This is a genomic window from Dyadobacter psychrophilus, from assembly GCF_900167945.1.
In the GTDB taxonomy this organism is placed as follows: Bacteria; Bacteroidota; Bacteroidia; order Cytophagales; family Spirosomataceae; genus Dyadobacter; species Dyadobacter psychrophilus.
This window is the reverse complement of the sequence record NZ_FUZA01000008.1, coordinates 189,528-203,275: the sequence shown is the minus strand read 5'-3', so window position 1 is coordinate 203,275 and position 13,748 is coordinate 189,528. Positions and strand designations below refer to the sequence as shown.

The 13,748-nt window shown below is 43.8% G+C and carries 12 protein-coding genes; 9 read left to right on the top strand and 3 right to left on the bottom strand.

Annotation, left to right across the window (positions count from 1 at the left end; translation table 11 throughout):
- Nucleotides 1-9: 9 nt before the first annotated feature.
- The gene (locus B5X68_RS24290; protein WP_082217359.1) at nt 10-1,167 is read right to left on the bottom strand and encodes a Gfo/Idh/MocA family protein; all 1,158 of its coding nucleotides are present in this window, start codon (nt 1,165-1,167) and stop codon (nt 10-12) included.
- A 116-nt stretch (nt 1,168-1,283) separates the two neighbouring features.
- Between B5X68_RS24290 and B5X68_RS24285 the strand changes: the two genes are divergently transcribed.
- The 7 genes from B5X68_RS24285 to B5X68_RS24255 all read left to right on the top strand — a co-directional run bounded on the left by B5X68_RS24285 (nt 1,284) and on the right by B5X68_RS24255 (nt 9,073).
- Nucleotides 1,284-3,395, top strand: coding sequence for a bi-domain-containing oxidoreductase (locus B5X68_RS24285; protein WP_082217358.1), 2,112 nt, complete (start codon nt 1,284-1,286; stop codon nt 3,393-3,395).
- Entirely contained in the window at nt 3,392-5,266 is a 1,875-nt protein-coding gene (locus B5X68_RS24280) for an alginate lyase family protein (RefSeq protein ID WP_082217357.1), read from the top strand. Before B5X68_RS24285 ends, B5X68_RS24280 begins: the two co-directional genes overlap by 4 nt.
- A gap of 8 nt (nt 5,267-5,274) precedes the next feature.
- Nucleotides 5,275-6,510 (top strand): glycosyltransferase family 4 protein, encoded by a 1,236-nt coding sequence (locus B5X68_RS24275; protein WP_082217429.1) that lies wholly within the window; start codon nt 5,275-5,277, stop codon nt 6,508-6,510.
- 88 nt (nt 6,511-6,598) lie between these two features.
- Complete coding sequence (locus B5X68_RS24270; RefSeq protein ID WP_229208549.1) at nt 6,599-7,735, top strand: 4Fe-4S binding protein; 1,137 nt, start codon at nt 6,599-6,601, stop codon at nt 7,733-7,735.
- Between the two features lie 41 nt (nt 7,736-7,776).
- On the top strand, nt 7,777-8,295 hold the full coding sequence (locus B5X68_RS24265) for an NADH-quinone oxidoreductase subunit J family protein (protein ID WP_082217427.1): 519 nt from the start codon (nt 7,777-7,779) through the stop codon (nt 8,293-8,295).
- The gene (gene nuoK / locus B5X68_RS24260; RefSeq protein WP_082217356.1) at nt 8,292-8,603 is read left to right on the top strand and encodes an NADH-quinone oxidoreductase subunit NuoK; all 312 of its coding nucleotides are present in this window, start codon (nt 8,292-8,294) and stop codon (nt 8,601-8,603) included. Before B5X68_RS24265 ends, nuoK begins: the two co-directional genes overlap by 4 nt.
- A gap of 23 nt (nt 8,604-8,626) precedes the next feature.
- Nucleotides 8,627-9,073: a DMT family transporter gene (locus tag B5X68_RS24255; protein WP_082217355.1), complete on the top strand. Its 447-nt coding sequence runs from the start codon at nt 8,627-8,629 to the stop codon at nt 9,071-9,073.
- A 49-nt stretch (nt 9,074-9,122) separates the two neighbouring features.
- Here B5X68_RS24255 and B5X68_RS24250 read toward each other — a convergent pair whose 3' ends face one another.
- Nucleotides 9,123-9,641: a DUF6265 family protein gene (locus B5X68_RS24250; RefSeq protein ID WP_082217354.1), complete on the bottom strand. Its 519-nt coding sequence runs from the start codon at nt 9,639-9,641 to the stop codon at nt 9,123-9,125.
- A gap of 129 nt (nt 9,642-9,770) precedes the next feature.
- Nucleotides 9,771-11,663 carry an amidophosphoribosyltransferase gene (locus B5X68_RS24245; RefSeq protein WP_082217353.1) on the bottom strand — a complete coding sequence of 631 codons (1,893 nt, stop codon included), beginning with the start codon at nt 11,661-11,663 and terminating at the stop codon, nt 9,771-9,773.
- 227 nt (nt 11,664-11,890) lie between these two features.
- Here B5X68_RS24245 and recO point away from each other — a divergent pair, with 227 nt between their 5' ends.
- Complete coding sequence (gene recO / locus B5X68_RS24240) at nt 11,891-12,586, top strand: DNA repair protein RecO (RefSeq protein WP_082217352.1); 696 nt, start codon at nt 11,891-11,893, stop codon at nt 12,584-12,586.
- Between the two features lie 70 nt (nt 12,587-12,656).
- Nucleotides 12,657-13,418, top strand: a complete 762-nt coding sequence (locus tag B5X68_RS24235; protein WP_229208548.1) for a DUF4488 domain-containing protein — start codon at nt 12,657-12,659, stop codon at nt 13,416-13,418.
- Nucleotides 13,419-13,748 lie beyond the last annotated feature (330 nt).

Genomic DNA, 13,748 nt, shown 5'->3' with positions numbered 1-13,748 from the left:
TGCATATTGCTATAAATCTACCTGACGTTTGGATTCTGCCGACTCGAGGCCCGCTTCCAAAACCTGAATGATCTTTAAGCCATCGGAAAAATCAGGCTTAATGTCTGTATTGTTTTCAATGGCGTTCACAAAATCCACTACAGCGTGCACGAATGAATGTTCGTAACCAATAATGTGCCCCGCCGGCCACCAGTTGCCTGCATATGGATGCGCCGCTTCTGTTGCAAGAATGGTCCGGAAACCTTGTTGGCCGCTTTCGTCCTCGCGCGAAAAATATTGCAACTCATTCATCCTTTCGAGGTCAAAACAAAGACTGCCTTTGCTTCCGTAAATCTCAAAAGAAAGCCTGTTTTTACGCCCAGCGGCAAAACGTGTGGCTTCAAATGATCCTATGGCGCCATTTTTGAACATGACCATCATTAATGCAGCGTCTTCAACGGTCACTTCGCCCATCTCGGTGCCCGCTGTGCCAGCCGTCAGGTTTCCCGTCGTTTCACCACCTTCCACGATGGGTCTGTTTTTGATAAAATTCGTTGTTAAGGAAGAGACGCTTGCAATGTCACCTACCAGATAATGCGCGAGGTCAACTGCATGCGAATTCAAATCCCACTGAGGTCCGGCCTGCGCGTATTCTTTTTGCAATTGCCAGGTTAATGGAAAATCAGGATCAATGATCCAGTCTTGCTGATAAGCGCAGCGCCAGTGAAAAATGCGACCCACTTTGCCGTCTTCGATCATTTTTTTGGCAAACGAAACAGCAGGTGTCCTCCTGTAATTGTGGTTCAAATAATGTTTAACCTTGTTATCCTCACACACTTTCAGCATTTCTTCAGCCTGCTTGCTGTTCATAGAAAGTGGCTTTTCACAAAATATATGCTTTCCCTCCCTGGCAGCTGCAAGGGCCACATGATAATGCAGATCTTGCGGCAATGCTACATCTATAATGTCGATGTCGGGCCTTGCAACGAGCTTTTTCCAGTCTGTTTCAGTTTCTTCCCAGCCCCATTTATCGGCAAATTCTTTTACTGCGCTTTCATGCCTTCCGCACGCTGCCTTCAACACGGGCGTTGCCGGCATGTCAAAAAATTGCGGCGCTTTTTTCCAGGCGTTGCTGTGCGCACGCCCCATGAACTTATAACCAACGATTCCAATATTCAGTTTTTTCATGCTTCAATTAAGCTGGATTTGCTTTTTTTACTTGAATTGTAATCATCAAAAATATTAAAATTTTGTTATTGCTTTTAACATTGTAATTTCCGCCACTCAATAACACACTATATTTTATGAAGCAGCTTACGCAAAACCTGCGAACGGGGGAAACTTCGTTGCAGGAAGTTCCGCCTCCGACCATTCAGCCCGGTTATGTGCTGATCCAAACGCACAAAAGTCTTATTTCTCCGGGAACCGAGCAGGCGTTGATTCGTTTTTCGAGGGCCAACCCGTTTCAAAAGGCAAGGTTAGAGCCGGATAAATTCCGGGTTGCTTATCAAAAAGTCAGGTCCGAGGGCCTGTTCAACACGATTCGGAACATTTCAAACAGGCTTGATCAGCCTGTTCCATTAGGTTACTGCAATGTTGGTCACGTTTTGGAAATAGGTGAAGGCGTTCTGGATATTCAAATCGGCGATCGGGTTGTGAGCAACGGTCCACATGCGGAAATGGTTTGCGTTCCCAGAAATCTCATCGCTAAAATCCCTTCAGAAGTTCCTGATCACACAGCTGTCTTTGCTGTAATAGGTTCCATTGGCTTGAATGCGATCCGGTTGGTCTCGCCGTCGCTGGGCGAAACGGTTGTTGTGATCGGTCTGGGGCTCATTGGACTGCTGACCGCCGAAATGCTCAAAATCAGCGGATGCAATGTGATCGGCATCGAGACAAATGAGTATAGGCTTAAAGTGGCTATTTCGAGAGGATTGACGGCTATTAACCCTGATTTTCTTGATCCTGAACAGCACATTGCTAAGGTGACCAACAGCTTTGGCGCAGATGCCGTGATCATTGCAACCACTTCTCAATCTGACGAAATAATATCCCTGGCGGCAAAGATTTCACGAAAACGGGGTAAAATTGTGTTAATAGGGACGGCGGATCTTCGATTAACGCGGTCCGATTTCTATGAAAAGGAGCTGACATTTCAGGTTTCTTGCTCCTATGGCCCTGGGCGTTACGATGTTGCATATGAGCATAATGGAATAGATTATCCATACGCTTACGTTCGCTGGACTGAAAACCGCAATTTCCAGTCAGTACTTCAACTTATGTCAAATGGCTCGTTCGACCCTTCTTATTTAATTGGTGAGAGCATTCCGTTAGCAGATTTCAAAAGTGCTTATTTGAAACAGAACGATCATAGAAACATTGCGGTCATCCTGGATTACCCTGAAACATGTTCAACAAAAAGGTCAATTCGCGTAGCTAAAAAATATTTTTCGGGAACAAAAGGAGTAATTGGCATTGTGGGAGCCGGGCATTATACTGCTATAACATTGCTTCCGCTATTAAAATACGCGTCTATTAAGCACATTGTCAGTGCTAACGGACTATCGGCAGCCAACCTTGCCCGTAAATATAGTATTGCCTATTGCGGGACTGACTATCAGGATGTTATAAATGATCCGGAAGTTGATCTGGTAATCATTACGACGCGACATAACCTGCATGCGCAAATGGCTCGCGACGCTATCAGGGCTGAAAAACATGTTTTTGTTGAAAAGCCTTTGGCCATTCAGCAGAATGAATTGAATGCGTTTTGTAATGTCTTTCAAGATGAAAATCCTGCTAATGCTTCGTTGACTGTGGGCTTCAACCGGCGCTTTTCTCCCCATATCCAGAAAATGAAAAGCCTGTTGGGAGATTCTGTAATGAACATTATCATGAATGTAAATGCAGGATTTGTGCCACAACATGCGTGGATTCATGACCGAAAAGTAGGAGGCGGAAGGATCCTGGGCGAAGCGTGCCATTTTGTTGATTTGATTTCGTTTTTGGCAGGAAGCAAGATCATTTCAGTTTGTATGAATGCCTTGACACAAAATCCAGCTGAAACGACTGATAATGCTTCTATTTTGCTGAAATGCGAGAATGGCTCAACGGGGGTTGTCAGTTATTTCTCTAATGGTCATATCGATTATCCGAAGGAACGCATTGAAGTCCACGCCTCAGGACGGACATTAATTCTCGATGACTTCAAAACCTTGCGAGGTTACGGTTTTAAACACTTTTCCGTATTCAAAACCAACCGCAATAAAGGGCATGAGGAAGCATTTGGATCATTGCTGGATTTTGTAAAAAATGGCGGGCTGCCACCGATTCCTTTTGAGGAAATCGTGAACACAACAGAAGCGACGTTGGCCGCATTGGAAAGTTTGAAACGCGGAAATTGGGTCCATATATGATTCGATTTCTGAGCAATATGGGCGTTCGATATCTGTGTTTTCGCCTTTGGTACGAAATTCAGGGCAGAATTGGGCTGCTAAGGCTTCGTTTTTCGGTCGGTAACAAACGTTTTCAGCATGTTTCGAAGGAAGCCTGGCTGGATAAACACATTCCGTTTCCATTTGACCCGGCCAAATCAGGTTTACTGCGCAATGCGGAATTACCGGGTTTGCAGGAAAGGGCGGAGCATATCCGGGAAAACCGGTTTTTATATTTTAATGACCAATGGAAAACAGTTCCTGATTGGCATACGAATCCGGAAAATGGATTCACTTATGACAAGAACATACATTGGAGCAAAATTCCAACACTTTCGAGGAATGATGGTGACATTAAATATGTCTGGGAGAAATCACGTTTCTGCTTCCTATCCGCTCTTTTTCGGTTCGACTTTCACTTTGAAAAGGACCAGTCCGAACTTGTTTTTGCATTGATCAATGACTGGATCGACCAAAATCCTGTAAACCGCGGCCCAAACTGGCGGTGCGGACAGGAGATTTCACTGCGCGTCATTAACTGGCTCTTTGCTTTACATTATTACAAACATTCAGAATCGCTTTCACCAGCAATTTTCACAAAAATCATTCAAAGCATTTACGATCAAATGCGGCGCGTTGCAGCAAACATTCATTTCTCCCGGACTGCTGTTCGAAATAACCACGCGCTTACTGAAACGTTAACATTATACATCGTAGGGACATATTTTCCGCATTTTCCGGAAAGTCGGCTGTGGAAAAGCAAAGCAAAACGGTGGTTCGAGCAGGAGATCGCTTATCAGATTTACGAAGACGGAACATTTCTGCAATTTTCGATGAATTACCATCGGATTGCTGTGCAATTGCTGACTTTGGCAATCACAGTCGCTGAACTGAATGCAGACAAATGGGCCGACGTCGTTTATGACCGGGCAAGGAAGTCGCTCTACTTTTTGCGCAGTTGCCAGGATGACGTTACGGGCTTTCTTCCCAATTATGGTAATAATGATGGCGCGCTGTTTTTTCCGCTGTCAGAATGTCCTTACCACGATTTTCGCCCGCAGTTGGAAGCGCTTAGTAAAGCTTTGCAAATCAATTTAGATTTTGGGATTGGTCCCTGGAATGAAGAGGCGTTATGGTTATCGTTGCAAAAATCAGTTCAAAATGTGCAGGAAACCTTTAAGCCGAAAGTTTTGGCGGGTTTTGAAAATGGCGGTTATTATACCATTCGCGATGACAAAACGCTCACTTTCGTGCGGTGTGGCGCATATAAAGACAGGCCATTTCAGGCGGATAATCTGCATTTGGACATTTGGGTGAATGGTATGAACCTGATGCGCGACGCTGGTTCTTATTCCTATAATACGGACGAAAAATGGACGCGCTATTTTGCAGGGACGGCTTCGCACAATTCGGTGATGCTCGGGGAATTTGATCAAATGAAGAAAGGCCCGCGGTTTATTTGGTTTAACTGGATAAAAAAGGCTAAATGTTCTGTGTATGAGCATGCTAATTCATTTGAAATAGATGCGGAGTTTGAAGGGTTTAATCAACTGGGCAGGGGAATAACGCATCACAGGCGAATCACTAAAACGAAGGGAAAGCTGCATTGGACTATTGAAGATCACATTGAAAATTTGCCAGATAACCTTCCTATGCACCAGATCTGGCACCCGCATCCCCAGTTTTTTGAACATTACCAAATGACCGCTACCGATAAGGATAGTCAAGAAATTAAATTTAATAAAACAACAGGCTGGTATTCTGACACTTATGGAAAGAAAGTAGCTGCGCGGCGTCTCGTTTTCTCATCATTCGGCAATTATATAAGGACGGTTATTGAAAAAGTGGACTGATGAAACAAATGCACATTTTTTTAATTCATCAATATTTCCTGGAAGACGATGATGGCGGCGGCTCGCGGTGGAACGAGATAAGCCGGATATGGATCAATGAAGGCCATAAAGTAACGGTTTTAGCTGGAATGGGACATTATATGCACTTGGAAACTGACCGTTATGAAGGTAAATTCTTTATAAAGCACACGAACCGGGATAACGTGAAAGTAGTCCGATGTTATGTATCCAGACCTTCTGGTCCTGATTTTACAAGCCGGCTATTTGCACAGTTTTCCTTTGTTTTTTCTGCTATTTGGGGTGGAGCATTTTATGCCAAAGACAAGTATGATATGGTTCTTTGCACATCCCCGCCATTGTTTGTCGGCGTTGCGGGGTTAATAATTTCGTGGATGAAGCGCATTGATTTCGTTTTGGAAATCAGGGATTTGTGGCCGGAATCTGCCGTTGAAACGGGTGTTTTAAAAAGCAAAACCTTCATACGCGCTGCGTTTTGGCTGGAAAGGGTTTTATATAAGAGAGCCAAGGCAATTAATGTGCTTACGCCTGCTTTTAAAGCTGTTTTAGTCGGCGGCAAAAATGTGAATGCAGACAAGCTATGGCTTATTCCCAACGCCGCTGATTTTGTACTTTCCAATCAGGTCGGTCGAACATTTGAGCGGATTGCGTTCCGTAAAGAGCTTGGATTGAATAATCGTTTCATTATTGTTTATGTCGGGGCGCATGGTCTGGCAAATCATTTGATCCAAATTATTGAGACTGCAGACCTTCTTAAAAACACAGCAGCACATTTCCTGTTCGTCGGTGACGGAACTGAGAAGGAACATTTGATGGCAGAATCAAGGAGGCGTAATCTCCATAATGTTAGTTTTATAGACACGGTTTCCAAGACTGATGTTTTTAAATACATTTTTGCAGCAGACGCAGGCGCTTCGGTTTTGAAGAAAACGGATGTATTCAAAACAGTTTACAGCAACAAAACCTTCGATTATTTCGCTTGTGGCAAGCCCGTTTTGCTTGCTATTGATGGCATTTCACGGGAATTAATTGAGATGGCAGAAGCAGGAATGTTTGTCGAGCCAGAAAACCCGAAGGATTTGGCTGAAAAAATCCTAAAATATATTGCTGATCCAGGACTTGCATCACTTCACGGGAGCAATGGGCATGCATACGCAAGAAAGCATTTTGACAGAGAATTGCTGGCGAGAGAATATTTAAAAAACATTGGAAAGCTGTTGGAATAGGGATGTTTTGGCTAAAAAATACGTTTTAAAAATCAGTTTAGTCTATATTTGCCATAGGCTATAATTAGAGCTTAACAGATAGATCGGTTTGTCAACGTATTTTAAAAACATATCGGAGGGGATTAACACGACGGTGACCGGCATGCGGCTGACATTGCGGCATTTGTGGAATGCGCGGAAGCGCCGCACAATGGTGGATATCCGTTCTGACGATTTTTTTGGCGGACAGGAGGGAATGGTTACGATCCAGTATCCGCAGGAAACTATCCCGATTCCTGATAATGGTCGTTATCGCCTGCACAATGAAATGGATGATTGCATTGTCTGTGATAAATGTGTGAAGGTTTGCCCGGTTGACTGCATTGAGATTGAGCCGATCAGGGCAATTGAAGAGGTTGGAAAAGCATCTGACGGGTCATCGATTCGCTTATATGCTGCCAAGTTCGACATTGATATGGCGAAGTGCTGTTACTGCGGACTTTGCACAACAGTGTGTCCGACCGAATGTCTGACGATGACTAAAACGTTCGATTACAGTGAGTTGGATGTTCGGGATATGGTTTACAATTATGCCAATCTCACGCCCGAAGAAGCGGACGAAAAGCGCCGGTTGCTCGAACAATTCCAGAAAGAAAAAGAGGCATTAAAAGCCGCACCTAAGCCGACAGTGACCGCTGAACAGCCATCCGCAAGTCCTGCGCGACCTGTATTTAAGCCGGGAATGAAGCCGAAAGTGCAGGAAACAGAAGCGGAGGCTAAGGAGGAAGTTCCTGTTTCCAAACCGGCGCGCCCAGTGTTCCTGCCGAAAAAACCTGCTGCTCCCGTTGTTGCCAAAGAAGAGCTGCCAGAAGTGAAAGCGGAAGAAGTTTCCGAAGCCAAGACAGAGGAAACTCCCAAGCCTGCACCGAAACTGCCGTTCAAACCTTCCATGAAGCCGAAAGTTGTTTCGGAAGATAAGGCTGAAATCCCGTCTCCGGCAGAAAAAGTAGCCGAGGAATCTGCGAAACCAGCTCCGGCGAGGCCGATTTTTAAGCCAAAAATGAAGCCAGCAGTTAGTGCCGAAGAAAAAATAGTGGAGGAACCCAAAGCAGCTGCGGAGCCTGAAACAGCTGCTGGGGCTGAAAAAATAGATATTGAAGAGCCAAAAGCTGAGATAATCCCTGAACCGGAGGCGAAACCCAAGCCTGCATTTCGGCCAACGATGAAACCCAAGTCGAAGGATTAACATTGATTTGGCGTTTTTCTGAATTTAAATTGAGCATTATAATGGAAGTTGCGGCATTTTACGGATTTTCCCTTCTCGCGATCATTGCTGCGCTTTTTATCCTGTTTTCCAAAAACCTGATTTATGGTGCATTTGCGTTGTTTTTGGCTTTTTTAGGAGTCGCGGCGTTATACGTTTTGGCGGGTGCGGACTTCCTGGGTGTGACCCAAATTATGATCTACGTTGGTGGAATCCTGGTTTTACTGATCTTCGGGATAATGCTTACTCAGAAAAAGAAAAATGACGATCCGCAGCACCATAACCGTGTTGAAATATTGCTGAGCCGCGGAATTTGGGGTTCTTTATTGGGTGCAGGTTTTTTTGTACTCCTCATTAAGATCGTTGCAACGGCTAATTTCAAAATGACGGGCGATACGATCAGCAGCAAGTCAACCATTAAAACGATTGGCGTAGAGTTGATGACGAGCCATTTGCTGCCATTTGAAATTGCCGCCATTTTATTGCTGGTTGCCCTGGTTGGCGCGGCCTATCTCGCTATGAACCGCAATCCTGCACCATGACATTGATCCCATTACAACATTATCTGATTGTTGCAGCCGCATTATTCTGCATAGGGTTGGCTATTGCCATAACCAAGCGCCATTTTATTGGGATTTTGCTTGGGATAGAATTGATGTTGAATGCGGTCAATATTAATCTTGTAGCATTCAGTCGGTATGATCCAGAGAGGCTGAGCGGCCAACTTTTTGCACTTTTTGTGATCGTGGTCGCGGCGGCTGAGGTCACTATTGCGCTTGCCATCATTTTGCGCGTTTACGGTTATTACCAGACCGTTGATCCTGACGAAGTAGACGAACTGAAGAAGTAAGCTTTTATTGAAAAACCTGTTTCATGCATTGGATCTTTCTATTTCTGGCTTTCTTAATTGGCATTAGCAACGCAGTTCAATCCGGGGTGAATGTGCAGCTGCGCGAATCATTTAATAACCCTATTTTAGCAGCGCTGACTTCATTTTTTGTCGGTTTCGTAATCCTTCTGATTGCTTTCGCCTGTTTTAATCAGAATCCGGTTCCAAGTATTTCCGACTTAAAGCAAATATCCTGGACACGCTTTATGGGCGGGGTTTTGGGCGCTTTTTATGTGCTTACCGTTGTTTTTATTGTAAGAAATATTGGTCCCGCCAATATGATTTGCTTGGTTGTAGCCGGCCAAATGATTGCCGCGATCACGATTGATCATTACGGTTTACAAGGTTTTGCAGTGCACCAAATCACGCTTCCTCGCATAGCAGGGGCGATTTTGCTCGTTGCAGGGGTTTACCTGATTTTGAAAAACTAAAAAAGCGACCCATTACTGAATCGCTTTTAAATGTTTTTGGAATGCGGGGTCAAGGAACGCGGGTGAATACAAACAGATCCATGAAAACCCATTTGTTATCCTCCATTTTGCCGCGCTGAATAACCAGCTGATTTTGTGAACGCCTTTCGTAAATAATTCGCACAGAAACGTCATCTTTTTCGAATAATGCCTGGTTTTTCTTGGCTTCAATGAAGTTATAAGTGTCGGAAACATTTTTTTCTTCCAATGCAATCAGGCCGGGCTTGAAATGTTTTACCCTGGCGATTGGCCCTTTGTCACCTTGCTCAAATGCAAACACTTCATATAAAGATGGCTTATCATCCTTAATCATGCGAATGTAACCCATAATGTTGCTTCCCTCCGGAGCTGTCCAACCGGCTTCGATGGGGCCGCCGTTGTAAGTGCCTTTCCAGTGACCTTCAAGAAAACTAAGGTCATTAAGCGTTCCTGTGGCGGTTGTTTGCGCCTTTGCGAAAGTCGCAAGCATGCAAAATGCGAAGAATAGGGAGCAGGCTTTTGATAATGTCATTTTGGTAAATTGGATCATTAGGATTTAGGTTTAAATAAATGGCGAATCAATGACCGCCGGACGTGCCAATTTCCGGAAAAATAGCTGAATTACAAAAAAAGAGCCGTCGCAAATGTGCAACGGCTCTTTTGATATTTATATTCTCACTTAGTAAGCTCTTTCCAATTTTCCTTCGTGGGAATTGGCGAATGCCCTGTTAACCACTTTATTTCCTCCTAATGTTGGATAATTTCCTGTGAAATACCAGTCTCCCAAATGCTGCGGACAAGCTTTGTGCAAGTTGTCGACGGTCTGGAATACAACGGAAAGCTCTGCATTCAAATCTTTCGGACGAATGATCTCAGCAATTTTATCTGAAATTTCCTGATCCGTAAAGGGCTCATACAATGCTTTCACGTAATTGGTATGATATGGATTTTTGGTCGCAATGGATGTCACACTATGCATATAAGTGTCTTCCAGCAAATATTCCAGATCGCGTTCTTCCAGCAATTTAAGCACCGCACGGAAAGCGACGAAATCCTTCATTTTTGACATATCAATTCCATAGCAATCCGGGAAACGGATCTGCGGAGCGGAGGATGCCACTACGATTTTCTTAGGGCTTAACCGGTCGAGCATGGTTAAAATGCTTTTTTCAAGCGTGGTTCCGCGAACAATGGAGTCGTCAATAATAACAACCGTATCCACATTCTTCCGCACCACTTCAAAAGTTGTGTCGTAAACGCTGGAAACCATATCGTCACGCAAAGCATCGGCTGTAATAAATGTCCGCGACTTCACGTCTTTGGTAACCAGTTTTTCTATTCTCGGCCTGAACGAAAGCACTTTTTCAAGGTCGGCTTCAAAGAGAATGCCTTCCATAATGGCTTGCTTGCGTTTTTTAGCAAGATATTCTTCCAAACCTTCAATCATACCCAAAAACGCCGTTTCCGCAGTATTTGGAATGTAAGAGAAGATTGTATTTTCGAGATCATAATTGACCTCTTTGAGAATTTGCGGAATTAAAAGCTTGCCTAGCTGCTTGCGCTCATTGTAAATATCCGGATCGGTTCCGCGGGAGAAGTAAATCCTTTCAAAGCTGCATGAGCGTTTTTCAAGCTGAGGCAAGATCGGGAACTCATTATACTCACCATTTTTATCAACGATCAACGCTGAACCTGGCGTGATTTCCTGAATTTGATTGTAATCAACATTGAAAGCGGCTTTAATCGCCTGTTTTTCAGAAGCAACCACCACCACTTCATCATCAGCATAATAGAATGCTGGTCGAATTCCGGCAGGGTCGCGGATCACAAATGATGCGCCATAACCTGTCAATCCGCACATGGCATATCCACCGTCAAAGTCCCTGCACGATCTGTAAAGCAGACGTGGCAGGTCGATATTTTCTTCTATGACATTGGAAAGTGTCGGATTTTCGTAAATTCCTTTGAAGCGTTCAAACACTCTCTGGTTTTCTTCATCCAGGAAATGTCCTATTTTCTCCATCACGGTTACAGTATCCACTTTTTCTTTCGGATGCTGTCCCAATGATACAAGCTTTCCAAAAAGCTCATCCACATTGGTCATGTTGAAATTTCCGGCCATCACCAAGTTACGGCTTCTCCAGTTACTCTGGCGCAGCATCGGATGGCAGTTTTCCACCTCATTCGAACCATGTGTCCCGTAACGCAAATGGCCTAGCCAAACCTCGCCCGTAAAAGCCAGGTTTTCCTGCAACCATTTTGCATCATTGGTATGCTCTCTATGGTTCTTTAAACCCTTGCGAAATTTCTTATGGATTTTGGAAAAAATGTCCGTAAGTGGTTGAGGTTCTACGGATCTGTATCTGCTGATGTATCGTTTCCCTGGCGGGACATCTATCTTGATATTGGCTACTCCGGCTCCATCCTGTCCCCGGTTTACCTGTTTTTCCATCATTACCGAAAGCTTGTGGACTGCGTATAGCGGTGTCTCGTACTTGTCGATGTAGTATTGATAAGGCTTTCTAAGACGGATAAGTGCTATGCCGCACTCATGCTTAATGGCGTCGCTCATATGAAGAGTTATGCGTTAGAAATATTTTTATTTGCAGTATGCAAATCGTATTCCCTGAATAATAACTTAACGAATTAATAATCTAAAATAGTTCGTTTTGCGTCGCAAAGGTACAAATCCTTTGGCTTAAAAAACTTCAAATTTCTCCGAATTTTACAAGCCGTTTTCTGTGTGCAATTCTTTAATGGAAAGATAACTATTTTTGACCAAAAGGCCAGCTAATATATATGTTACATAAAACGCGAGGAGTCGCTCTGAGTTATATCCGTTACCGCGAATCTTCGATCATCGCAAAAATTTACACGGAAGCCTTTGGGATTCAGACATATATAGTGAACGGAGTCAGGAGCAGCAAGTCGCGAACAAATCGGATTGCTTTATTTCAGCCGCTGACCTTGCTCGATATGGTGGTTTATCATAAAAATAAGGAAGATACCATGCACCGGATCTCCGAAATGAAATGTTACCAGCCGTTTCAAAGTTTGCCTTATGATGTTGTTAAATCAAGTCTGGCGCTTTTTGTTACTGAAATGTTAGGCAAAACTTTAAAAGAAGAAGAAAGTAACCCTTTGCTTTTTCAGTTCATAGAGGAATCCGTAGTATATCTGGACGAAGCCGAAGGCTCTTTTGAGAATTTTCACATTCATTTTCTGGTCCAGCTCGCTTCTTTTCTCGGATTTGGAATAGAGACTGTAGAAGATCTGGAAAGCGAATTGAAAAACAACCATTTCCCCCATATGCCCGATCCTGTCGAAAAAAGTGCCACAATGCAGCTGCTGATAGGAAATTATGGTTTAAATATGCCTTTGGACCGAAAGCGCAGGATCTTGATTTTAGAAAAGCTCGTCTTTTTTTACAAAATACATATGGAGTCATTAGGCGAGATCAAGTCGCTCGAAGTTTTGCGCGAAGTTTTGAAATAGCGCAGCAAGGCAGGAAAATGGTGGCATAATTTTGATAACGTATATTGCAAAATCAAAAATCGAACATCCAATGAAACATTTACTGACAGCCACACTTGTTTTTGCCTCGCTACTTGGATTTGCTCAGGGACGCCTGCCGCAGGAACGCGTGCCGCAGGAACGCCTGTCGCAGGAACGCCTGGCGCAGATTCCGAAGGGCGCCTGGAAGTCTCAGGAACCAACAGGCAGCGCATCGACCCTCATTGTTGCTGATAATTACCTCGTCATTGCTTCCTATAGCATTGGTAATAAATATTTCGAACGGGCAGAAGGCGGGCCGTTCACAATGAATGGTGACCAAATGACCTATACACCTGAATTCAACTCTGCGGATTCATTGAAAATTGGCATACCGATTGTTTTTACTGTGACTGTAAAAGATGATATTCTGACACTGAAATACGAGGAGGCAATGGTATGGATGCGTGTGGATGACGCAACTTCGTCACCTATGGCCGGTGCATGGCACATTACTGAGAAGGCCGGCGAGCAAGGTGAACTGGTTAAAATTCATCAGGAGGGCACCCGGAAAACATTGAAGTTATTGTCTGCAACCCGTTTTCAATGGTTTGCGATTGATCCGGCTGTGAAAGGCTTCTATGCAACGGGCGGGGGCACTTACACTGTGAAAGATGGAAAGTATACAGAGAAAATTCAATTTTTCTCCAAAAATAACAACCGGGTGGGCTCGTCACTGACATTTGATCATAAACTGGAAAACGGCCGCTGGGACCATAGTGGTAAAAGCAGCGATGGGAAACCCATTCATGAGATTTGGGAAAAGATCCAGTAAGCCATTCTGAAAAGCTATAATTTAGATTTATTCAAAATAATTTTTCGTTTTTGTTTGAATGATTCTAAATAGCGATTACATTTGTCACACATTAATCGGAAACAATGAGCGCTTTTACATTGAATGATCCTGCGGACTGTGCGGTTGGAGAGGTGACCTGGATGAAATCATTCAGCGAGAATACCGAATGTGTATTTAAAAAGTGCTGTGAGAAATATAAAAAGAAAGGTAAACACTGTAAAAAGTGCCCTAAAAAATAATAACTGCGGGATCTGAAAAGAGCCCAAACAGTTCATGGTGAATAATTGTAAGAGAGGGAATGCCGCGAAG